21 protein-coding genes are annotated in these 20146 nt (G+C 73.7%); 11 read left to right on the forward strand and 10 right to left on the reverse strand.

Annotated features, from left to right (window positions below):
* Positions 1 to 121 precede the first annotated feature (121 nt).
* Positions 122 to 748 carry a YigZ family protein gene (locus tag ACQ9ZG_RS03330; protein WP_109916942.1) on the reverse strand — a complete coding sequence of 209 codons (627 nt, stop codon included), beginning with the start codon at positions 746 to 748 and terminating at the stop codon, positions 122 to 124.
* A gap of 75 nt (positions 749 to 823) precedes the next feature.
* Here ACQ9ZG_RS03330 and ACQ9ZG_RS03335 point away from each other — a divergent pair, with 75 nt between their 5' ends.
* Positions 824 to 1231 (forward strand): CoA-binding protein, encoded by a 408-nt coding sequence (locus tag ACQ9ZG_RS03335; RefSeq protein WP_018492606.1) that lies wholly within the window; start codon positions 824 to 826, stop codon positions 1229 to 1231.
* A 377-nt stretch (positions 1232 to 1608) separates the two neighbouring features.
* On the forward strand, positions 1609 to 2376 hold the full coding sequence (locus ACQ9ZG_RS03340) for an AAC(3) family N-acetyltransferase (RefSeq protein WP_499281568.1): 768 nt from the start codon (positions 1609 to 1611) through the stop codon (positions 2374 to 2376).
* A gap of 62 nt (positions 2377 to 2438) precedes the next feature.
* On the opposite strand, the gene ACQ9ZG_RS03345 is transcribed toward ACQ9ZG_RS03340, so the two are convergent.
* Positions 2439 to 2993, reverse strand: a complete 555-nt coding sequence (locus ACQ9ZG_RS03345) for a YbaK/EbsC family protein (protein WP_028418958.1) — start codon at positions 2991 to 2993, stop codon at positions 2439 to 2441.
* 61 nt (positions 2994 to 3054) lie between these two features.
* The gene (locus ACQ9ZG_RS03350; protein WP_386698005.1) at positions 3055 to 3810 is read right to left on the reverse strand and encodes an acyltransferase; all 756 of its coding nucleotides are present in this window, start codon (positions 3808 to 3810) and stop codon (positions 3055 to 3057) included.
* A 186-nt stretch (positions 3811 to 3996) separates the two neighbouring features.
* Between ACQ9ZG_RS03350 and ACQ9ZG_RS03355 the strand changes: the two genes are divergently transcribed.
* Complete coding sequence (locus tag ACQ9ZG_RS03355; protein ID WP_028418960.1) at positions 3997 to 4527, forward strand: gamma carbonic anhydrase family protein; 531 nt, start codon at positions 3997 to 3999, stop codon at positions 4525 to 4527.
* 236 nt (positions 4528 to 4763) lie between these two features.
* Here the strand turns inward: ACQ9ZG_RS03355 and ACQ9ZG_RS03360 are convergent, their stop codons facing one another.
* Positions 4764 to 5201 (reverse strand): DUF4442 domain-containing protein, encoded by a 438-nt coding sequence (locus tag ACQ9ZG_RS03360; protein ID WP_028418961.1) that lies wholly within the window; start codon positions 5199 to 5201, stop codon positions 4764 to 4766.
* Between the two features lie 134 nt (positions 5202 to 5335).
* Here ACQ9ZG_RS03360 and ACQ9ZG_RS03365 point away from each other — a divergent pair, with 134 nt between their 5' ends.
* Positions 5336 to 6511: a DUF8017 domain-containing protein gene (locus ACQ9ZG_RS03365; RefSeq protein ID WP_109917386.1), complete on the forward strand. Its 1176-nt coding sequence runs from the start codon at positions 5336 to 5338 to the stop codon at positions 6509 to 6511.
* A 120-nt stretch (positions 6512 to 6631) separates the two neighbouring features.
* Here the strand turns inward: ACQ9ZG_RS03365 and ACQ9ZG_RS03370 are convergent, their stop codons facing one another.
* The 3 genes from ACQ9ZG_RS03370 to ACQ9ZG_RS03380 form a co-directional block, all read right to left on the reverse strand.
* Complete coding sequence (locus tag ACQ9ZG_RS03370) at positions 6632 to 7477, reverse strand: spermidine synthase (protein WP_109917387.1); 846 nt, start codon at positions 7475 to 7477, stop codon at positions 6632 to 6634.
* 82 nt (positions 7478 to 7559) lie between these two features.
* Positions 7560 to 8735, reverse strand: coding sequence for an elongation factor Tu (gene tuf, locus ACQ9ZG_RS03375; protein ID WP_109917388.1), 1176 nt, complete (start codon positions 8733 to 8735; stop codon positions 7560 to 7562).
* A 371-nt stretch (positions 8736 to 9106) separates the two neighbouring features.
* A complete protein-coding gene (locus ACQ9ZG_RS03380; RefSeq protein ID WP_258312441.1) occupies positions 9107 to 9754 on the reverse strand; it encodes a DNA alkylation repair protein in 648 nt (215 codons plus the stop codon).
* Between the two features lie 208 nt (positions 9755 to 9962).
* Between ACQ9ZG_RS03380 and ACQ9ZG_RS03385 the strand changes: the two genes are divergently transcribed.
* Both ACQ9ZG_RS03385 and ACQ9ZG_RS03390 read left to right on the forward strand, forming a co-directional pair.
* A complete protein-coding gene (locus tag ACQ9ZG_RS03385) occupies positions 9963 to 10685 on the forward strand; it encodes a TVP38/TMEM64 family protein (protein ID WP_109917390.1) in 723 nt (240 codons plus the stop codon).
* Between the two features lie 222 nt (positions 10686 to 10907).
* Positions 10908 to 11780 (forward strand): undecaprenyl-diphosphate phosphatase, encoded by an 873-nt coding sequence (locus ACQ9ZG_RS03390; protein ID WP_028418967.1) that lies wholly within the window; start codon positions 10908 to 10910, stop codon positions 11778 to 11780.
* 281 nt (positions 11781 to 12061) lie between these two features.
* On the opposite strand, the gene ACQ9ZG_RS03395 is transcribed toward ACQ9ZG_RS03390, so the two are convergent.
* On the reverse strand, positions 12062 to 12622 hold the full coding sequence (locus ACQ9ZG_RS03395) for an AAA family ATPase (protein WP_109917391.1): 561 nt from the start codon (positions 12620 to 12622) through the stop codon (positions 12062 to 12064).
* 208 nt (positions 12623 to 12830) lie between these two features.
* On the opposite strand from ACQ9ZG_RS03395, the gene ACQ9ZG_RS03400 reads away from it, so the two are divergent.
* From ACQ9ZG_RS03400 to ACQ9ZG_RS03415, 4 genes are read left to right on the forward strand one after another with little or no spacing between them, the layout of a single operon-like run.
* Positions 12831 to 13571 (forward strand): class I SAM-dependent methyltransferase, encoded by a 741-nt coding sequence (locus ACQ9ZG_RS03400; protein ID WP_109917392.1) that lies wholly within the window; start codon positions 12831 to 12833, stop codon positions 13569 to 13571.
* Complete coding sequence (locus ACQ9ZG_RS03405; protein ID WP_109917393.1) at positions 13568 to 14668, forward strand: pyridoxal-phosphate dependent enzyme; 1101 nt, start codon at positions 13568 to 13570, stop codon at positions 14666 to 14668. The genes ACQ9ZG_RS03400 and ACQ9ZG_RS03405 overlap by 4 nt, the downstream gene beginning before the upstream one ends.
* Positions 14665 to 15891 carry an ATP-grasp domain-containing protein gene (locus ACQ9ZG_RS03410; protein WP_109917394.1) on the forward strand — a complete coding sequence of 409 codons (1227 nt, stop codon included), beginning with the start codon at positions 14665 to 14667 and terminating at the stop codon, positions 15889 to 15891. The genes ACQ9ZG_RS03405 and ACQ9ZG_RS03410 overlap by 4 nt, the downstream gene beginning before the upstream one ends.
* Before the next feature lie 10 nt (positions 15892 to 15901).
* The gene (locus tag ACQ9ZG_RS03415) at positions 15902 to 17113 is read left to right on the forward strand and encodes an MFS transporter (RefSeq protein ID WP_109917395.1); all 1212 of its coding nucleotides are present in this window, start codon (positions 15902 to 15904) and stop codon (positions 17111 to 17113) included.
* Here the strand turns inward: ACQ9ZG_RS03415 and ACQ9ZG_RS03420 are convergent.
* Together ACQ9ZG_RS03420 and ACQ9ZG_RS03425 are read right to left on the reverse strand one after the other, a co-directional pair.
* The gene (locus tag ACQ9ZG_RS03420; protein ID WP_499281569.1) at positions 17110 to 17814 is read right to left on the reverse strand and encodes a sigma-70 family RNA polymerase sigma factor; all 705 of its coding nucleotides are present in this window, start codon (positions 17812 to 17814) and stop codon (positions 17110 to 17112) included. The two genes, ACQ9ZG_RS03415 and ACQ9ZG_RS03420, sit on opposite strands and share 4 nt — an antisense overlap.
* A gap of 344 nt (positions 17815 to 18158) precedes the next feature.
* A complete protein-coding gene (locus tag ACQ9ZG_RS03425; RefSeq protein WP_499279879.1) occupies positions 18159 to 18845 on the reverse strand; it encodes a hypothetical protein in 687 nt (228 codons plus the stop codon).
* 232 nt (positions 18846 to 19077) lie between these two features.
* Here ACQ9ZG_RS03425 and ACQ9ZG_RS03430 point away from each other — a divergent pair, with 232 nt between their 5' ends.
* A complete protein-coding gene (locus ACQ9ZG_RS03430; protein WP_109914274.1) occupies positions 19078 to 20097 on the forward strand; it encodes a ferric reductase-like transmembrane domain-containing protein in 1020 nt (339 codons plus the stop codon).
* Positions 20098 to 20146: the final 49 nt, after the last annotated feature.

Consider the following 20146-nt stretch of genomic DNA (forward strand, 5'->3'; position numbering starts at 1 on the left):
GGCCGCGCCGGGCGGCCCGTGATCCCGCGACCGGCTCGGACCACGCTAACGCCGCCGGGCCGCCGATCCCGCATCGACCGGGAATTCGCCACCCGTGGGATTCCCCTCACCGCGGGACGGCTCAGACGTCCCCGTACGCCTCGCCCCCCAGCTCCAGCGTGGCGGTCCCGGCGGTGGCGTCGGCCAGCCAGGCGGTGAAGGCGGGGACGTCGGCGTCCGGCAGCCCGATCCCGACGGTGACGGCCTCCGCGTACCGCACCTCGCGCACGTCCCGGCCGGTGGCCCGCAGGTCGTTCTCCAGCTTGCCCGCCCGCTGGTGGTCGACGCGGACGGTGGCCAGCCGGAAGCGCTGCCGGGTGATGGTGCCGAGCGCGTCGAGGGCTTCGCCGACCACTCCCCCGTACGCCCGGATCAGTCCGCCCGCCCCGAGCTTGACCCCGCCGTAGTAGCGGGTGACGACCGCCGCGGCGTACCGCACCTCCCGGCGCATCAGCATCTGGAGCATCGGGACACCGGCGGTGCCGCCCGGTTCGCCGTCGTCGCTGGCCTTCTGTACGGCGGCGTCGGCGCCGATCACGTACGCGAAGCAGTTGTGGGTGGCGGTGGGGTGCTCCTTGCGGACGCGTGCGACGAAGTCCTGCGCCTCCTGTTCGGTGGCGGCGGGGGCGAGCGAGCAGAGGAAGCGCGATCGGTTGATCTCGCTCTCGTGCACGCCCGCGCGGGCGACGGTCCGGTACTGCTCCTGCATCCGTCCACCCTATGCGCCGCGCCGGGCGTGGGGACCGGCGGGAATGACGGGACCGGAACCGGCGGTTGTCCCGGCATGGACAACGAGACAGAGACGATCCGGCGGATTCTCCAGGAGACGGGCGACACCTGGGCGGTGGTGGGCCTCTCCGCCAACCGCTCCCGCGCCGCCTACGGGGTGGCGGAGGTCCTCCAGCGCTTCGGCAAGCGGGTCGTGCCGGTGCACCCGAAGGCCGAGGCGGTGCACGGGGAGCAGGGGTACGCCTCGCTGGCGGAGATCCCGTTCCCGGTGGACGTGGTGGACGTGTTCGTCAACAGCGAGCTGGCGGGCGGGGTCGCGGACGAGGCCGTGGCGGTGGGGGCGAAGGCGGTGTGGTTCCAGCTCGGCGTGGTGGACGAGGAGGCGTACGGGCGGACGCGGGCGGCCGGGCTGGAGATGGTCATGGACCGGTGCCCGGCGATCGAGATCCCGCGTCTGGGGTGAGGGAGTCGCGGCCGGGGCGAGGGGGTGCGGGGCCGGCGTGGATGGGGGCCGCCCTGTACGGGCCGCGCTGGGTGGGGGCCGCCCTTGTATGAGGGCAGCCGTACAACCGGCCGCCCAGCATGGGGACTGCCCGGCATGGGGCCGCCCGGCATGGGGACTGCCCGGGTTGGGCAGGGATCCCCGCCGTGAGCGCCCCTCCCGATGCAGCCCCTCCCCACGCGGTCTCTCCCCACGCGGTCCTTCCCGACGCGGTCTCCCCCCGCGCGGTCTCTCCCGACACGGTCTCTCCTCACCCGGTCCTTCCCGACGCGGCCTCTCCCCGCGCGGTCTCTCGCGACGCGGCCTCTCCGGGCAGCCTCCCTCTCGACGGTGAGCGGCTGATCTCCGGACTGTCCGCGCTCGGCGTACGCCCCGGCGACACCCTGCTGGTGCACGCCTCCCTGCGGACGGTCGGGCCGGCGGCGGGCGGGCCCGCCGCCGTGCTGACGGCCCTGCGCCGGGCGGCGGGGAGGGGCGGGACCCTGGTGGTCCCCTCCTTCACCCCGGAGAACTCGGACACCTCACCGCAGTACCGCGCCCGGGTACGGGGCCTGAACGCGCCGGCGCGCGAGGCGGTCCGCTCGTCGATGGAGCCGTTCGACCCGGCGCTCACCCCGGCCCCCTCGATGGGCGCCCTGGCGGAGACCCTGCGGACGACGACGGGGGCGGAGCGCAGCGCCCATCCGCAGACGTCCTTCGCCGCCCTCGGCCCCGCGGCCGGAAGCCTGCTCGCCGGGCACCGGCCGGACTGCCACCTCGGCGAGGACTCGCCGCTCGCCCGGCTGTACGAGGCCGACGCCCGCATCCTCCTCCTCGGCACCGGCTACGCCACCTGCACCGCCTTCCACCTGGCCGAGTACCGCACCCCCGCCCCTCCCCGCCGCACCTACCGCTGCGTGGTGGCGCCGGGGGGTGTGCGGCAGTGGTGGGCGTACGAGGATGTCGCCCTGGACGACAGCGACTTCGCGGCCCTGGGCGCGGCGTTCGAGGAGAGCGCCGCCCCCGGTGACGTACGGCAGGCACCGATCGGAGCCGCGCCCTGCCGGCTCGTCCGGCTGCGGGCGGCCGTCGACTTCGCCACCGGGTGGCTCACGGCCCACCGCTGACGGCCCACCGCCCACGGCCCGGCAGGACGCGTCGGCCCGCTCCTGGGGTGACGGGGGTGACGTCAGACCCCCAGCCCCGCCACGACCACCGCGCCCGGGAGGGCCGCCAGCGCCTTGCCGGGCACGATGAGCTTGCCCCGGCGGCTGCCGCTGCCGATCAGGACCCACTCCTCGTCCACCACAGCGGGGTCGAGGAGGAGGGGCCAGGCGGCGGGCAGGCCGATGGGCGTGATGCCGCCGTACTCCATGCCGGTCTCGCCGACCGCGGTGTCCATCGCGGCGAAGGAGGCCTTGCGGGCGCCCAGGTGCCTGCGTACGGCGCCGTTGACGTCGACCCGGGTGCGGGAGAGCACCACGCAGGCGGCGAGGGTGGTCTCGCCGCCGCGTCTGCCCGCCACGACGACGCAGTTGGCCGAGGTGTCCAGCAGGTCCCGCCCGTGGTGCTCGACGAAGACGGCGGTGTCGGCCACGGCCGGGTCGGTGTCGACGTGGATGATCCGGTCGGCGGTGATGTCGCCCCATCCGGCGGCGAGAGCCGCCGCGACGGGGGCGGGGAGCAGGTCGAGCCGTCCGGAGGCCGGGGAGGCGTCGTCGAAGGTGCCGATGGGTGCGCGCATGCGGCCTACCGTATCGGCGGCGCTCCTGCCGCCGGCGGGGCCTCGGGGCCCGGGCCCGCTGTCACGGGGTGTCCGGTCCCGCCTTCCCCTCCAGCTCGGCCAGCGCCAGCAGTTGTTCCGGGGTGACGCCCTCGGGGATCGGTACGGGAGCGGGCGTGCGCAGGGGCGGCTGCCAGCCCCGCTCCGGGTCCCAGCTCCGTACGACACGGGCGGGCGCCCCCGCGACCACCGCGTGGTCGGGGACCTCGCCGCGCACCACCGCGCCCGCCGCGACCACCACGTTCCGGCCGAGCCGGGCACCCGGCAGGATCACCGCACCGGTGCCGATCCAGCAGCCGGGGCCGATCTCGACCGGCTCCATGCGGGGCCACTGCTTGCCCACGGGCTCGTGCGGGTCGTCGTAGCTGTGGTTGGTCGAGGTGATGTAGACGTACGGACCGCAGTACGTGTCCGAGCCGATGGTCACCGTCGTGTCCGCGATCACATGGCTGCCGCGCCCCAGCACCACCCCGTCGCCCAGGGTGAGGATCGGGTCGGGGCCCAGGTCCAGGTCCGGCATCATCCCGGCGGTCAGGGTCACCTGCTCGGCGATGATGCAGTGGCCGCCCAGCTCGATCCACGGCTCCCCGAACACGGTGCCCTGCGGGAACGCCAGCCGGGTCCCCTCCCCGATCGCGCCGAAGCGCAGCCGGCCGGGGTGCTCGGCGGTGACGGCACCCGCCTCCCGCGCCCACTCCCAGCCGCGGTGGACCAGCCAGGAGGCGGCACCGCGGCGCCGACGGGCGAGGAAGGAGAACGTGTTGCGGTTTTTCGGCACGGGCTCACGGTAGTCGGCGCGGCGGGCGGCGCTCCGCGCGGTGACCTGTGATGTTCACCCCACCCGCCGCCATGTGCGGGGAGCCGTCGCCTACCGTGTCAGACGGCCCGATCCCGATCGAAGGCCCCACGCGTCACCATCAGGAGCACCACCCCCGAGCGGCACCGGACCACCGAGGAGCAGGCCATGGCGGAGCAGGCGTTGATCACGGGCATGGGCGGCAAGGAGCCGGCCATCGACGCGGACGCGTTCGTGGCCCCGACCTCCGTGGTCATCGGAGAGGTCACCCTGGCCCCCGGCTCCAGCGTCTGGTACCAGGCCGTACTGCGCGCCGACTGCGGCCCGATCACCCTCGGCCCGGACAGCAACATCCAGGACAACTGCAGCGTCCACACCGACCCCGGCTTCCCGCTCACCGTGGGCGCGCGGGTCTCGGTCGGCCACAACGCGGTCCTGCACGGCTGTGTCATCGAGGACGACGTGCTGGTGGGGATGGGCGCCACGGTGCTCAACGGCGCGCACATCGGCGCCGGCTCCCTGGTGGCGGCGCAGGCGCTCGTGCCGCAGGGGATGCAGGTGCCGCCCGGGTCGCTGGTCGCGGGCGTGCCCGCCAAGGTCAAGCGACCGCTGACGGCGGAGGAGCTGGAGGGCATCCGGTTCAACGCGGCCGGTTACGTGGAGCTGGCCAAGGCCCACCGAGCGGCGCACGAGAGCTGAGGAGCCGCCGGGGCCCGTCCGGGCGGGCCCGCGGATGGGGCCCGGCGCACCGGCGCCCGCGCACACCCGTCGTAGTGGCGCCCGCGCACACCTGGCGGACCGGTTCGCGGCGCGGGCGCGCCGGCCGGGGCCCGGCCCGGCGCACGCCCGGCACCCCGGCGCCCGCGCATACCGGAGGCCGCCGCTCCCTCCCCGACCGGAGGGACGGCGGCCCCGGGAACGTACGCCCGCGGGCGTCAGCTGTTGGGGCGCAGGGTCCAGACGACGGTCATCTCGCCGGTGACCGCGCCGTCCGCGCGCCGGATCTCGATGGAGACCGGGAACTCGGGGCGCTCCCCGGCGTCGAGCTGGGCCACGACGTCCGCGATCGGGCGGCCGAGGGTGGCGGTCGCGGTGACCTCGCCCATGGCCAGCTTCTTGTAGCCGATCTCGGCCTTGACGGCGAGCGGCACGGCCCGGGACATCTGGTCCCCGAAGGCGGCGATGACGATGGCGCCACTGGCGGACTCGGCGAGCGTGAACATCGCTCCGGCGTGCGGTCCGCCCACGTGGTTGTGGTAGTCCGCCTGGTCCGGCAGCCGGACGACGGCCCGCTCGGGGGTCGTCTCCAGGAATTCGAGGTTGAGGGTCCGGGCCATCGGAACGGTCGCGACGAGCATCTCGCCCACGGTCATCTGTTCAGCGCTCATGGACCGAAGGTTACTCATGAGTAGCGAGGTTTGACCATCCCCCTGTTACGGCACCGGGACAGCACTGGGACAGGGGCGGGCGTAGCAGTGCACACGCCACCCATCTATGGTTACTGGCCATGTGGCCAGGACAGCAGCCGCCCGGGGGCGAGCAGAACCCGCAGGACCCGAATCAGAACCCGTACCAGCAGCCGGGGTACCAGCAGCCGAATCCCTATCAGCAACCGGGATATCCGCAGCAGGGCCAGCAGCCCGGTCAGCAACCGGGGCAGCAGCCGGGGCAGTCCGGCGCGCCCGGATACCCGCCGGGGCAGCCCGGCCAGCCGCCGACCCAGCCCGGCTACGGACAGCCGGGATACGGCCAGCCCCCGTACGGGCAGCCGGGGTACGGCCAGCCCAATCCGTACCAGCAGCCGACCGTTCCGCAGTACGCCGTCGGGGGCCCGCCCGGCGGACCGAAGCCGGACGGCGACAAGAAGAAGACGACCGTCATCGCCATCGTGGCGGCGACCGCCGTCGTGGTCGCCGCGGTCGTCACCGGCGTCGTCCTGCTGACCGGCAACGACGACGACAAGAGCAAGGACGTCGCGGACGACAAGAAGTCCGCCGCCCCGAGCGCGAAGCCGAGCACCTCGGAGGAGCCCAGCTCCGCACCGGCGGAGAACCCGCGCGGCTCCGAGAACGACCCCAAGCCCCTCATCCCGGGGTGGAAGGTCGTCACCAACCCCAAGTGGGGCACGCAGTTCGACGTACCCGGTGACTGGGAGGTCTCCAGCTCGGGCGTGTTCGCCGGCTTCGAGGACGCCAAGGACCCCACGGGCAAGCCCGTCGCCGGTTTCTCGGCGCCCGCGTACTACAAGAGCAAGTGGTGCGTCGACGACTCCGACAAGGACGGCCGCGACGAGGAGACCGAGCTGGCCGGCGTCGGCACGAAGGGGGCGCGCGGGGCGAAGAACTCCGACGAGGCCGCCAAGGCCGAGGCGGGCACCTGGGTGTGGGCCGCGTACGCCCAGACCGACTCGAAGGACAAGGTCAAGGTCGGCGACCCCAAGCCGTTCACCACGAAGTCGGGTCTCTCCGGCAGCGTCGTGACCGCCACCGCGACCGGTCTGGCCAAGAAGGAGAAGTGCGACACCGACGGCAAGTCGATCGCGTTCTCCTTCAAGAACGGCAACGACGAGTTCTCGACGTGGATCCTCTACGGTCCCAAGGGAGTCGACGGCGAACTGCCGGACACCACCATCCAGCAGATCCTGAGCACGGTCCGCCTCTCGGCCGACAAGCCGACCGGCTGACAAGCCGACCGGCGCTGCCTCGTATGCGCGATAGCGTCGGCCGCCGCGCGGCCCGCTCCGGGAACGCTGTCCCCCGGATCGGGCCGCGCGGCGTACGTATGGCCGTCCGCCCGTGCGGGCTCAGCCGATGGTGAAGGCGCCGTCCGGGGGTTCCGGCGAGGCGACGGCGTCCGTGTCCGGCACCGGGCGCGCCCCGGCGACGAGCCGGACCAGCGCGTCCCCGTCGGTGACCCGGGCCGGGAAGGCGTCGGCGGCGCAGCGGCGGGTGAGCGGTGCCGTGTCGATCGGGGCGTGCGAGGCGAGCAGGACGACGTTGCCGAAGCGCCGTCCGCGCAGCACGGCAGGTTCACCGATCACGGCGAGCCCGGCGAAGACGGTGGCGAAGTTGGCCAGTTGGGACCGGAGGAAGGCGAAGGGCGCGCTGTCCGCCAGGTTGGCGGCGTAGATCCCGTGGGGCCGCAGCGCCCGTCCGGCGGCCCGCGCGTACTCCACCGACGTGAGGTGGGCCGGGATCCGGGAGCCGCCGAAGACATCCGCGACGACGAGGTCGGCCGACCCGGGCGGGGCCGCCTCCAGCCGTTCCCGGGCGTCGGCGGCGTGCACGGTGATGCCGCTGCCGTCGGGCAGCGGGAGCTGGTCCCGTACCAGCCGCAGCAGCCCCTTGTCCGCCTCGATCACCTCCTGCCGCGAGCCGGGGCGGGTGGCGGCGACGTACCGGGGCAGGGTGAGCGCCCCGCCGCCCAGGTGCAGGACGTCCAGCGGGGCGCCGTCGGGTGCCGCGCAGTCCAGGACGTGCGCGAGACGCCGTACGTACTCGAACTCCAGGTACGTCGGATCGTCGAGGTCGACATAGGACTGGGGTGCGTCGTCGACCGTGAGCAGCCACGCCCGGTCGCGGTCCACATCGGGCAGCAGGCGGGCGGTGCCGCAGTCGACGTCGCGGATGACGGGTATCGGCTCGTTCACCCCTCCATTCTCGTTCACCCCTCCGTGGCCGCCGCCGCTGCCCGCCACCCCCGGGCGGCGGGGTGGCGGGCAGCGGCGGTCCTCAGAGCAGGCCGGTGACCGTGCCCGCGCCGATAGTGCGGCCGCCCTCGCGGATCGCGAAGCCGAGGCCGGACTCCAGCGGGACGTCACGGCCCAGCTCCACGGTCATGGTGACCGTGTCGCCGGGGCGCGCGACGGCGGTCTCCCCGAGGTCGACGTCACCGACGACGTCCGCCGTACGGATGTAGAACTGCGGCCGGTAGCCGGTGGTGACCGGGGTCGACCGGCCGCCCTCCTTCGCCGACAGGACGTACACCTGCGCGGTGAACCGGCGCCTCGGCCTGACGCTGCCGGGCGCGGCCACGACATGGCCGCGGCGGACGCGGTCGCGCTCCACCCCGCGCAGCAGCAGCGCCACGTTGTCCCCGGCCTCGGCGGACTCCATCGGCTTGCCGAAGGTCTCCAGGCCGGTGACGACCGTCTCGACGTCCGCGCCGAGCACCTGCACCCTGTCGCCCACGCGGACGGTGCCGCGCTCCACGGCGCCGGTGACGACCGTGCCCCGGCCGGTGATGGTCAGGACGTTCTCCACGGAGAGCAGGAACGGCGCGTCGGTGTAGCGCACCGGCATCGGTACGTACGTGTCGACGGCGTCCAGCAGCCCTTCGATCGCCGCCGTCCACCGTGGGTCGCCCTCCAGCGCCCTGAGCCCGGAGACCCGGACGACGGGGACGGAGTCACCGCCGTACCCGTGCGCGGAGAGCAGCTCACGGACCTCCAGCTCGACCAGGTCGGTCAGCTCGGGGTCGCCCGCGTCGGCCTTGTTGAGCGCTACGACGATGTGGTCGACGCCCACCTGACGGGCCAGCAGGACGTGCTCGGCGGTCTGGGGCATGATCCCGTCGAGCGCGGAGACGACGAGGATCGCCCCGTCGAGCTGCGCCGCGCCCGTCACCATGTTCTTGACGTAGTCGGCGTGGCCGGGCATGTCGACGTGCGCGTAGTGGCGGGTGTCGGTCTCGTACTCGACGTGCGCGATGTTGATGGTGATCCCGCGCTGGGCCTCCTCGGGGGCCCGGTCGATCCGGTCGAAGGAGACGTAGGAGGTGGAGCCGCCCCCGCGCTCGCTGAGGACCTTGGTGATGGCGGCGGTGAGGGTGGTCTTGCCGTGGTCGACGTGGCCCATGGTGCCGATGTTGAGGTGCGGCTTGGTGCGTACGTAGGCCGTCTTGGACATGGCGCGTTCCTTTGAGAACTCGAAGCTGGACACAGCCCCGATGCCCGACGAGGGCTCGGAACCGAGAAGAGAGAAGACCCCAGGGCCCCGCCGACCCTCCCCTTGCGGGGTCCGCCGGACTGTCGGGGGAGGGTCAGCTTCGGGCGCCGCCGAGGGGCGCTGCGGCAGCGAAGGCTGCGGTGGTGGCTGCGACGGCGGCTGCGGCCATGTCGCTCACGGCAGCCTTCGGCGCGTCCGCGACTGCGGACGGCGCTGCGAGGAAGGCGTACCGGAACATGCCTCTGATCATGGCGGGGCGGGACGGCCGCGTCGAATGGTTTTCCGGCGGCCCCGCTCCGTGGGCTCGGAGGTTCGGGCCCGGGGGTTCGGGCTCAGAGGTTCTTCAGCGCCTCGCGCACGGAGAGCGGGGAGAGACGGGTCCGGGCGCCCTCGACGAAGTCGCGTACGGCGGAGGGGTCGGTCTTGGCGTACTCCCGCAGCGCCCAGCCGATCGCCTTGCGGATGAAGAAGTCCGGATGGTCCGCGCGGCGCAGGCAGTAGCCGAAGAGGCGGTCGGTGTCGGTGGCCTCCTTGTAGCGCAGCTGGTGGAGCAGGGCGGTACGGGCGACCCACAGGTTGTCGTCGTCGATCCACCGGTCCATGGCGCGGGCGAGCGCCGGATCGGCGGTGACGAGCGGCCCCGCGACATGCGCGGCCAGCGTGTCGATCGTGTCCCACCAGGGGGTGGTGGTGACGAGGTGGCGCAGGACCGGCAGAAAGCCGGAGGAGCAGGAGGAGACGTACCGGCGGAGGTAGTCGACGGCGAAGTACTGGTACTCGCGCTCGGGCAGCTGCCAGCAGCGCAGCGCGATAGCGGTGCAGTCCCGTTCGTCCGGCCGGCCGGTGCCCGCCAGTACGGTCCTCGCCAGAGCCCGGCGCTCGGGCGTGGGGATCCCGAGGAACGGGGCGATGTGCTTCATGTACGCGGCGGCGCCCTCGGCCCGTTCGGGGTCGGCGGCCGGGGCGTACACCTCGGTCAGCCGCGCGAGAACGGTGTCGGCGAGCGGACTGTCCGGTACGGCGGGGGCACGCGGTACGGCATCAGGTGGCGGACTGTCCGGTACGGCGGGGGTGCCCGGCCCGGCGCCGGGAGGCGGGCCGTCCGGTACGGCGGGGACGGAGGCTGCTGCGGGGTCCACGCGACGCACATTACGGCGATCACACGCCGTTTTCGGTTAGTCTCCCCGAATGTTCGACCCCGTCCCCACCGCCCCGCCCGCCGGCGCCACGGCGCTGCGCCGCTCCAAGGCGCTGCTCTCCCCCTGGTCCCGGTTCTCGCTGCTGGTCGCGGTACTGCTGGCCGCCGCGTCGACGATGCTGCTGTTCGAACCACAGCGGCTGCTGGCGTCGGGCTGGCCGGAGCAGCTCACGGGCGGCGGCGCGGCGATGCTCTTCGGGCTCGCCTACGGGGCGCTCACCGTGGCGTTCGTGCCGCGCCCGCTCCTCAACCTGGCGGCGGGGGCCCTCTTCGGTACGCAGACGGGGCTGGCGGCGGCCCTGGCGGGCACGGTCCTCGGCGCGGGCGTGTCGTTCATGCTGGGCCGGGTCCTGGGCCAGGACGCGCTGCGCACGCTGGTGCGCGGCAAGGTGCTGACGGCCGCCGACGGGGTGCTGAGCCGGCACGGTTTCCGCTCGGTGCTGGCGCTCCGGCTCTTCCCCGGCATCCCGTTCGCCGCCGCCAACTACTGCGCGGCGACCTCGCGGATGGGCTATCCGCCCTTCCTCCTGGCCACCGGGATCGGCTCCATCCCCAACACGGCGGCGTACGTCATAGCGGGCAGCCAGGCGGCCTCGCCGACCTCCCCCCTCTTCCTGGCGGCGACGGGATTCATCATGGTGTCCGGTATCGGCGGCGCGCTGGTCGCCTGGCGCAAGCGCCACCGGCTCGGCCGGGACACGCCGGACAACTGAGCGCGCGACGGCACGTGGATGACCCTCGCGGTCACCCTTACGTTCACTTTCGGGCGATACGCTGCCCGCGATCTTCTCCTCGTCGATCCCCGCCCTCCTTCCTCCGCTCCTCCGTTTCTCCGTTCTTCTCCCCTCTCTCTTCCTTGACCGCACTCCGCACGCAGCCGACGGGCCCCGTGTCCTCGGCCGATGCACGATCACCCTCGGGATGGCCAAAGCCCCATGAGCTGGTTCGAATCATTCGTCCTGGGACTCGTTCAGGGACTGACCGAGTTCCTGCCGATCTCCTCCAGCGCCCATCTGCGGCTGACCGCCGCGTTCGCCGGCTGGCAGGACCCGGGGGCCGCCTTCACCGCCATCAGCCAGATCGGCACGGAGGCCGCGGTGCTGATCTACTTCCGCAAGGACATCGCGCGGATCCTGTCGGCCTGGTTCCGCTCGCTGACGGACAGGACGATGCGGAGCGACCACGACGCCCAGATGGGGTGGCTGGTCATCGTGGGCTCGATCCCCATCGGGGTGCTCGGCATCACGCTCAAGGACCAGATCGAGGGCCCGTTCCGGGACCTGCGGCTGATCGCGACGACGCTGATCGTCATGGGCATCGTCCTCGGCATCGCGGACCGGCTCGCCGCGCGCGACGAGGCGGGCGGCAAGCACCGCGCGGTGAAGGAGCGCAAGACGCTCAAGGACCTGGGCATCCGGGACGGTCTCATCTACGGCTGCTGCCAGGCGATGGCGCTGATCCCCGGCGTCTCCCGCTCGGGCGCGACCATCAGCGGCGGTCTGCTGATGGGCTACACCCGCGAGTCGGCCGCCCGCTACTCGTTCCTCCTGGCGATCCCCGCGGTGCTCGCCTCGGGCGTGTACGAGCTCAAGGACGTGGGCGAGGGCCATGTCTCCTGGGGGCCGACGATCTTCGCGACGCTGGTCGCCTTCGCCGTCGGCTACGCCGTCATCGCCTGGTTCATGAAGTTCATCACGACCAAGAGCTTCATGCCCTTCGTGATCTACCGGGTGGCGCTCGGCATTCTCATCTTCATCCTCGTCTCGGCCGGTGTCCTGAGCCCGCACGCGGGTGAGTCCGCGGGCTGACCCTTCGGTTGTGCGGCCCTGCCCGGCGGACAGCCGGGCAGGGCCGATCCAGCAGCGCAGCAGCCAGCAGCGCGGATAGATGTCACCACCGTAGAGCGAGGGTCTGACAACGCCGGTCCGGCGGACGGTTCTCAGCAGACCGCTCCCTGTGACCCGCTCCCGGTGAGACGTCTTCGGCGCCACGTTCTCCGTGAGCCGCTCCCGGGAGCCGCTCCCGGCGAGCCGTTCTCAGCGATTCCTTCTCAGCAGGCCGCCGTCAGTCAGTCGTCAGCCCGTCGCTGTCAGCCCGTCGCCGCCAGCCCCGTCGCCGCCAGGACCGCGTCGACCGTCTCCGCCACCGTCAGCTCGGCGTTGTCGATCCAGACGCCCTGGCCGGTCAGCTCGGTCCGCATCGCCGTGTCCAGGAACGACCAGTCCGTCGTCAGGGTCTTGTCCCGGGCGAGGTTGCGCTGCCCCGCCGTCGCCGCGCCCGGGGCCAGCACCACGAAGTGCAGCGGCCCCACGGCGATCTGCCGCCGGTAGTAGGCGAGGTGGGCCCGGCGGACGACCACGTCGTCGAGGACCGGCAGGAACCCCGCGCCGACGAAGCTGCCGGCCAGCAGGCAGGCGTTGCGGGCCCGCAGGAAGATCTGCCGGTCCGCCTCCGCGTCCCGCTCCGGGGTGGGCCACCGCCCGCCCCGGACGATCAGCTCCTGGAGGGCGTCGACCTCGATGTGCGCCGAGGCGGCGAACCGGGCCGCCAGCGCGGCGGCCACCGTGGACTTGCCGCTGCCGGGAATGCCGCTCAGCAGGACGGCGCCCGCCGCCGGTTCGATGTCCACCGGCACTTCGCTCCAGGTCATGGTCCTCCTCGCCCTCTCCGGTCCCACCGGACCGTCCGGTCATTTCCGGCCGTCGGCTGTCCGGCCGCCCGCCGGTGATCGTAGGTCAACACCGGTGCCGGGAACTTCCCGGCACCGGCCCCCGACTACCTGGAGAAGAGCCCCGGCGACCGACATCGACACGGCACAGCCCGGCGGCCCCACGCGGGCCGGGAGGAGACCGAGAAGCATGCACTGGTACGAGGACGACGCGCTCTGGTCCGATTTCGCCCCGACCATGTTCCCGCCCGCCCGGGAACGGTCCGCCGCCGCCCTCGTCGCCTCCTCGCCCCTGCTGGACTTCCCACCGGGCTCACGGGTCCTGGACCTGGCCTGCGGACCGGGGCTGTTCGTGGTGCCGCTGGCGGCGCGCGGATACACGGTGACGGGCGTCGACCTCTCGCCGACGATGCTGGAGCGGGCCCGCGCCGCGTGCGAGGCGGCGGGCGCCGAGGTCCGGCTGGAGCGGGCCGACATGCTCACGTACACCGAGCCCGGCGCCTTCGACGTGATCCTGAACGTCTTCACCTCGTTCGGCTACTTCGAGGCCGCCGAGGACAACCTCCAGGTGCTCCGCAACGCCTGCGCGAGCCTCGCGCCGGGCGGGCAGCTCGTCGTGGACGTGATGGGCAAGGAGGTGCTGGCGGGCTGGATCGGCCGGCCCAAGGCCGTGGACCTGCCGGACGGTTCGTACGTCGTCCAGCGCGACACCGTCCTCGACAGCTGGCGGCGGCTGCGCACCGACTGGACGCTGGTGCGCGGGGACACGGCCCGTACCGCCTCCATCCACTCCTGGCTGTACTCGGCCGCCGAACTGCACGCCCTCTTCGAGGAGGCGGGCCTCACCGACGTGGAGTGCTTCGGCGGCTTCGACGGCTCGGGCTACGACCAGCACTCCGACCGGCTCATCGTCCGCGGGCGGCGCAAGTGAGGTCCGGGGCGCGGCAGTCGGCCGCCGCCGCGACCGTGCACGAGCACATCACCGACGCCGTGAAGAGCCCGGACCTGATCCGGCTCGACGGTGACCTGGTGCTCGCGCGGTTCGAGACGATGAAGGTGTACGCGGCGCTCGGCGCGGTCCGTGCGCTGCTGCGCCGGGGCCGGGTGGTGCCCGGTCAGACCCTGGTCGACAGCTCCAGCGGCATCTACGCGGTGGCGCTGGCCATGGCGTGCCACCGCTACGGGCTGCGCTGCCACATCGTGGCGTCCACCACCGTCGACGCCACGATGCTCGCCCAGTTGGAGGTGCTGGGCGCGACCGTCGACCGGATGCCGCCGTCCCAGAGCCTCCGCCTGGACCAGGAGCTGCGCGTCCGGCACGTCCGCCGACTCCTCGCGGAACGGCCGGACTTCCACTGGATGCGGCAGTACCACGACGCGGTGCACCACGAGGGGTACCGGGAGTTCGCCGACCTGCTGACCGCCTCGCTGCCCGAGGGCCCGCTGACCGTGGTGGGGGCGGTCGGCACGGGGGCGTCGACCGGTGGACTGGCCCGGGCGCTGCGGGAGTCGGGGCGGGTGGTCCGGCTGGTGGGGATCCAGCCGTTCGGCAGCGTCACCTTCGGCAGCGAGCAGTTCAGCGACCCGGAGGCGATCATCGCGGGCATCGGCAGCTCGATCCCGTTCGGCAACGTCCACCACGAGCTGTACGACACCGTGCACTGGCTGGACTTCCGCCACGCGATGGCCGGTGCGGTCGGACTGCTGCGCCGGCACGCGGTGTTCGCCGGGCTCTCCACCGGAGCGGCGCATCTGGCGGCCTCCTGGGAGGCGAAGCGCGATCCCGGCCGGCTGCATCTGGTGCTGGGCGCCGACACCGGACACCGTTACGCCGAGCGGGTGTTCGCCCGTCACACCGAGGCCCTGGACCCGGCCGGACTGCGGCCCCGGCCGATCACCTCCCTGGAGGCGCTGCGGCCGCCGTGGTCGGTGATGGAGTGGGGGCGGCGCGCCGCGCCCGAGGCCGCCCGCCTGCCCGAACAGGGCGGTGCCCCCGCCCCCGTACCGACCGTGGAGATGCAACCGTGACGATCGCCGCCCTGGAGTCCCTGTCGTTCGGGCTCGGCCGGATGGCCGAGGCCGCCGAGGAGTCCGGTCACCGGCTCTGCCTGCTGACCGGGGACCGCTCGGTGTACCGGCACGAGCTGGCCACCCTGCCGCCCGACGCCCTGGACGTGGTGGACGTCGACACCGACGACCCGGCGGCGGTCCGCCGGGCGCTGGCCGCGCTGCCCGCGCTCGCCGGGCTCATCAACACCACCGACACCTGGAGCGTCCCGGCCGCCGAGCTCTCCGCCGAACTGGGGCTCCCCGGACCGGATCCGGCAGCGGTCCGGCTGCTGCGCGACAAGCGCCGGGTCCGGGAGGCGCTGCACGCACAGGGGTTGAGCCGGTCCACGGCCGTGGCCGTTCCGGCCGGGCCGGAGGGCGCGGAGGAGGTCCTGCGGACGGTCGGTCTGCCCGCCGTCCTCAAGGACTCCTCGGGCACCTCGTCACGCTCGGTCTGGATCGCACACGACGAGGAGGCGCTGCACCGGGCGGTGGCGGAGGCGGCTCAACAGCCCTTGAAGGGCGAGCTGTTCGCGGAGACGTTCCTCGCCGGTCCGCTGTACAGCGCGGAGACCCTGAGCTGGGAGGGAACCACCCGGCTGCTCGGAGTGCTGAGCCGCCAGACGTCCCGGACGGCGGTGGTACGGGAGGAGGTCGCGGCCTTCCCGGTGGCGCTGCCGGACGGGGAGCGGGCCGCGATCGAGGCGTGGGTGGGGCGCGTGCTCGAAGTCGCCGGTCACCGGCGGGGGTTCGCACACGTGGAGTTCATCCTGACCGCCGAGGGACCGGAGTTGGTGGAGATCAACCGGCGGATCGGGGGCGCGCTGGTGGGCGAGGTGCTCTGCCGGTCGCTCGGCACCAATGTGTACACGGCGATGATGGACGAGGCACTGGGCCGTCGCCCCGCGCTGCTCGACGCCCCGCTGGAGGGCGGCCGGGGCCCCGCGTACGGCTTCGTCCTCGTCTACGCCGACCGGCCCGGGGTCCTGAAGGGCTGGCACGGCCTCGGTGAACTCGCCGCCTTCCCGGGGTCCGTGGAGTGGTTCCCCGTACGCGAACCGGGCGAGCACCTGCCGAACGTGGGCGACCAGCGCGGGTGCACGGGGATGGTGCTGGCCCAGGCGCCGACGGCGGAGCTGGCGCAGCACCGGGCGTGGAGTGCGGCGGTCCGCGTCCGGCCGGTGATCGCGGACACCCGGTGAGGCGAGCCGGGTGAGCGGTGAACGGGCGCTGGTGCGGTGGCGGTTCACCGGTCCGCAGGGGTTCCTGCTGGCGGGCTCGTTCCTCATCACGCTCGGCAGCTTCGCCGTGCTGCCGTACATGTCGGTCCTGCTCCACCAGCGGCTCGGCCTCGGGCTGGGGACGGTCGGCACCGTGCTGGCGGTGGCCTCACTGATCCAGTTCGCCGGGGGCGTGGCCGCGGGGCCGGTGGCCGGGCGGATCGGGCTGCGGCGGTCGATGCTGCTGGCGCTGGGCTTGCGGACGGCCGGATTCGCCGCGTTCGTACCGGGGTTGACCAGTCCCGTCCTGGCGGTCGGCGCGCTGCTGCTGGTGTCGGCGGGCGCGGCGCTCTACCTCCCGGCCAACAAGGCCTATCTGGTGGACGGTTCGCCGGAGCCGGACCGGCCGAGGCTTCTGTCGGCGAGCAGTTCGGCGTTCAACGCGGGGATGGCGCTGGGTCCTCCGGCGGCGGCCCCGCTGGTGATGGGCTCCCCCGGGGTCCTGTTCACGTGCGTGGCCGGGCTGTTCGCCGTGGTCGGGGTGGGGCACGCCTTCCTGCCGCGCGACGCGGTACGGCCGGCGGCGGCCGACGCGCCACCGCCCCCGACCGGCGAACGGCGTTCCGGGCTCTCGCCGTTCCTGGTCACGGTGGCGAGTGTCTACGCGTTCATGTTCTTCCAGCACTACCTGGCGCTCTACGCCGTCCCCCGGACCTCGGCCGGGTTCTACGGTGCGGTCCTGATGGGATACGCGGCCCTCCTCGTCGTCGCCCAGCCGCTGCTGGCGGAGCGGGTCGCCGCCCTGAGCTATCCGGCGGCGCTGCGGTGGGGGTTCGGGGCCATGGCGGCGGGCATGGCGGCCATCGCCGGGGGCGGGCACGCGGGGATCGCGGTGGGCGGGGTGCTGATCTGTCTGGGCGAGATCGTGCTCTTCCTCAAGAACGACCTGGAGGCGCTGGCCCGTAGCTCCGCTCCCCCGGCCACCGTGTTCGGCAGGCAGCGACTGGCGGCGGGCATCGGGGCGTTCGCCAGCGGGTTGGTGGGCGGCCAGCTGTACGCGGCGGCCGAATCGGCGGGGTCGGCACGGGCGTTCTGGGCGGTTGTCGGCCTCCAGTGCGTGCTGCTCCCGGTGCTCCTGCTGAGCGTGGGCCGCCGTACCGCCCGGGGCCGGTCGGAGCCCCGGGCGGAGACGACCGCCGGCTAGACGGCGGTCGGCAGGGCGGCGGTCGGCAGGGCTGTGACGGATACGGGGGTGCGGGACACGGCGGGGGCGGAGGCGACCGGGACGGACGCGGGAGGGGCGAGGGTGCTCACCGGCCCGCCCGGCCCGCCCGGCGCGCCGCGCTCCCCCGGCTCCGTACGCCACTGCCCGGCCAGTTCCCTGCGGGCGCGCGCCACCCGGGAACGGACCGTACCGACGGGGCAGCCCGCCGCGTCAGCCGCCTCCTCGTAGGAGAGCCCCACCACCTGGGTGAGGACGAAGGCCTGGCGGCGCGCCGGGTCCAGGTGGCGCAGGGCGTCGAAGACCGCGACCGACTCGTCGAAGCCGGGGAGACCGCGCGGCTGGGCCCGCTCCGCTGCGCCCTGCCAGTCGGCGGTGTCGGCGGTCCGGGGACGTACGGCGGCCGTGCGGTGCCGGTCGATGACCACGCGCCGGGCGATGGAGAGGAGCCAGGTGCGGGCGCAGGAGCGTCCGGCGAAGCGGGCGAGGCCGCTCATGGCCCGTACGTAGGTCTCCTGGGCGAGGTCGTCGGCGCCGGGGACATCGGCGCTGAGGTAGGCGACGAACCTCCGGACGTCCTCGTAGGTCGCCCGGACGAACCGGTCGGCGGCCTCCCGGTCACCGCCGCCGGCGGCCAGGGCCCAGTCGGTGATCTGCCCGTCGTTCTGCCGGGCGGCGTACACCCGGGGCCGGGGCGCGGTGACCGTCGGCTGCGGGGCGTGGCGGCCCGGTCCGGAGGGGCCCGTTCCGGAGGGGCCCGGTGCGGGCAGGCCCAGTGCGGGGAGGCCCGATGCGGAGGGCCCCGGTGCGGGGGTGGGGGGCAGGGAGGGGGTGGCAGTTGGGGTCACAGCTGTCCTTCGCGTCCTGGCGGAGCCGTGGTGCGGTGGTCGCCCGGCTCCGCGTGGCCGGCCGTCCGGGCCCTGGGGCGGTCCGGCGGCAACGGCATGCCTGTCACGGGTGTGGGCGCGGGAGCGCACACCCGTAGCGCCCCCGGCGGGTCACACAGGACCGGCCGGGCGGCTGGGGATCACAGGGAGGGGACGGGAGACGGCGGACCGCGCCGGGAGAGGACGTGCGGGGCGAGCAGCCCCTGGGGGCGGCGGCCCGGCCTGCGGCGGGCGCGCGGCCGGACGGGCCGCCCGGTGGTGGGCGGGGCCGCCGACCAGAGACGCCAGGCCGTCCGCAGCGGAGCCCGTACGAAGAGGGCGAGGCTGCGGCCCAGCCGGGCGAGGGCCACTTCGCCGCGCCAGAGCCACCAGCCGCAGATCAGCCCGGCGAGGGCGTGGGCGGCGGCCATGGGGCCGGTGAACACCGAGTCGGCGAAGGCGCCGAGAAGCTCCGTCAGCACGGAGGTGGTGTCGGGGACCGGGTGCGGAGCGGGGACGTGGGGCATCTCGTGCGCGTGGTGCACATGCTCCGCGGCGGCCGGCGGCACGCTCGTCGCGGAGTCCGCCGACGCGTGGGCCCCCGTCACGGCGAAGTAGGCGTGCAGCCCCAACTGGCCCAGGACATGGGCCGCGACGGTGACCGGGGCTCCCCGGGCACGGCGGCCGAGCCACCAGCCCGCACCGGCGACGGGTACAAGGACGGCCGCCAGCGGCAGGAGCGGCAGGGGACCGCCGGACATCAGGGCATGGCCGAGCCCGGACACGGCGACGCACACGACCGCGAACAGCGCGGTGCGGGCGAGGCGGAGTGCGGTTCCGGCTCCCATGGCGGCCATCGTGCCAGCCGTACCCGCCCCGTGGAGAAGACCAGCAGATGCGGAAACAACGGGAGTTCACCCCGTTTGCCCCACGCGCAACCTGTGTGATTCATGTCACACACCACTCGCGGGAACTTCCCCCCGGCTCCCACCGACTGCTCCAACAGCACGCCTGCACAAGCCTCGTGGCCCGGGGCCCACGCAGCCGCCCCGCCAGCCGACGCCCCCACGAAGAGGCCGCATGACGAACCAGTCCCCCACACCCGAGCCGGCGGCGGCCGCCGAACTCCCCTCCGAACCGACCGAGATCACCCGGCCCGACGCCCGACGGCCCGGCACGGACAAGCCGCGTACCGGCGGACGCGTCACCCTCCGGTCCGACCTGCGGGCCTCCTGGCTCGACGGGCTGGTGGCGCTCCTGGTGACGGCGGCGGTCTTCGTCCTCCTCTACATACGGATCCGCAACAAGACCTCCTCCACGGTCTCCGTGATGCCGTTCATGGCCGACGCGGGCGGCTTCTGGATGTACTTCCTGAGCCAGGCGTTCGGCTGGTCCGCTCTGCTCTGGGCCTGGGGCACGGTCGTCCTCGGGCTCCTGCTCTCCGGCTCCCGTCCGCGGTGGCTGCGGATCTCCGGCCCGCGCCTCGAACGGCTGCACCGCACCACGAGCCTCAACACCATCGCGCTGATCTTCGCCCACGCCCTCTTCTTCGGCGCCGAGCTGTTCCGGCACGACACGGCGGCCTGGAACTCCGCGCTGGCCACGGCCTTCGTCGAGACGTTCGTCCCCGGCGGCTACGGCTCGGGGACCGGGCAGATCGCCATCCCGATCGGCCAGGCGGCCCTGTACCTCGCGATCCCGCTCGGCCTGCTCTTCTACGTGCGCCACCGCTTCGGCCCGAAGACCTGGCGGGTCCTGCACCGCTTCGTGATCGTCGTGTACGTGCTGAGCGTCTGGCACACCCTGCTGTACGGGACGAACGTCTGGTACGACGGCTGGTTCCGCACCAGCGTCTGGCTGCTCCAGCTGCCGATCGCCGCTCTGCTGCTGGTCCGGCTGCTGCGCCCGGCCCGCCGCTCCGAGAAGCTGCCCCTCTCGCCCGGAGCCGCCCCCTCCCGGACCGGCTGGGGCCTGCGGCTCGCGGGCAGGCTGGCGGTGGTCGGCGTCATGGTCGCGCTGGTCGTGGTGGTGGTCAGCGGAAGCGACGGCGGCCGGACGGTACCGCCGGACGACACCTCGTCGACGCACAACCACGACTGACGGGCGGTCGGCCCCGGGGGTGGGCCCGGCGGCATGACGTCCGGCGGAG

The organism is Streptomyces araujoniae (assembly GCF_050871195.1).
Classification (GTDB): domain Bacteria; phylum Actinomycetota; class Actinomycetes; order Streptomycetales; family Streptomycetaceae; genus Streptomyces; species Streptomyces bacillaris.

Coding starts and splice junctions, on each gene's coding strand:
- ACQ9ZG_RS03330 (WP_109916942.1), bottom strand. CDS start 748: ATGCAGGAGCAGTACCGGACCGTCGCCCGCGCGGGCGTGCACGAGAGC.
- ACQ9ZG_RS03335 (WP_018492606.1), top strand. CDS start 824: ATGGACAACGAGACAGAGACGATCCGGCGGATTCTCCAGGAGACGGGC.
- ACQ9ZG_RS03345 (WP_028418958.1), bottom strand. CDS start 2,993: ATGCGCGCACCCATCGGCACCTTCGACGACGCCTCCCCGGCCTCCGGA.
- ACQ9ZG_RS03355 (WP_028418960.1), top strand. CDS start 3,997: ATGGCGGAGCAGGCGTTGATCACGGGCATGGGCGGCAAGGAGCCGGCC.
- ACQ9ZG_RS03360 (WP_028418961.1), bottom strand. CDS start 5,201: ATGACCGTGGGCGAGATGCTCGTCGCGACCGTTCCGATGGCCCGGACC.
- ACQ9ZG_RS03365 (WP_109917386.1), top strand. CDS start 5,336: ATGTGGCCAGGACAGCAGCCGCCCGGGGGCGAGCAGAACCCGCAGGAC.
- tuf (WP_109917388.1), bottom strand. CDS start 8,735: ATGTCCAAGACGGCCTACGTACGCACCAAGCCGCACCTCAACATCGGC.
- ACQ9ZG_RS03385 (WP_109917390.1), top strand. CDS start 9,963: ATGTTCGACCCCGTCCCCACCGCCCCGCCCGCCGGCGCCACGGCGCTG.
- ACQ9ZG_RS03390 (WP_028418967.1), top strand. CDS start 10,908: ATGAGCTGGTTCGAATCATTCGTCCTGGGACTCGTTCAGGGACTGACC.
- ACQ9ZG_RS03395 (WP_109917391.1), bottom strand. CDS start 12,622: ATGACCTGGAGCGAAGTGCCGGTGGACATCGAACCGGCGGCGGGCGCC.
- ACQ9ZG_RS03400 (WP_109917392.1), top strand. CDS start 12,831: ATGCACTGGTACGAGGACGACGCGCTCTGGTCCGATTTCGCCCCGACC.
- ACQ9ZG_RS03425 (WP_499279879.1), bottom strand. CDS start 18,845: ATGGGAGCCGGAACCGCACTCCGCCTCGCCCGCACCGCGCTGTTCGCG.
- ACQ9ZG_RS03430 (WP_109914274.1), top strand. CDS start 19,078: ATGACGAACCAGTCCCCCACACCCGAGCCGGCGGCGGCCGCCGAACTC.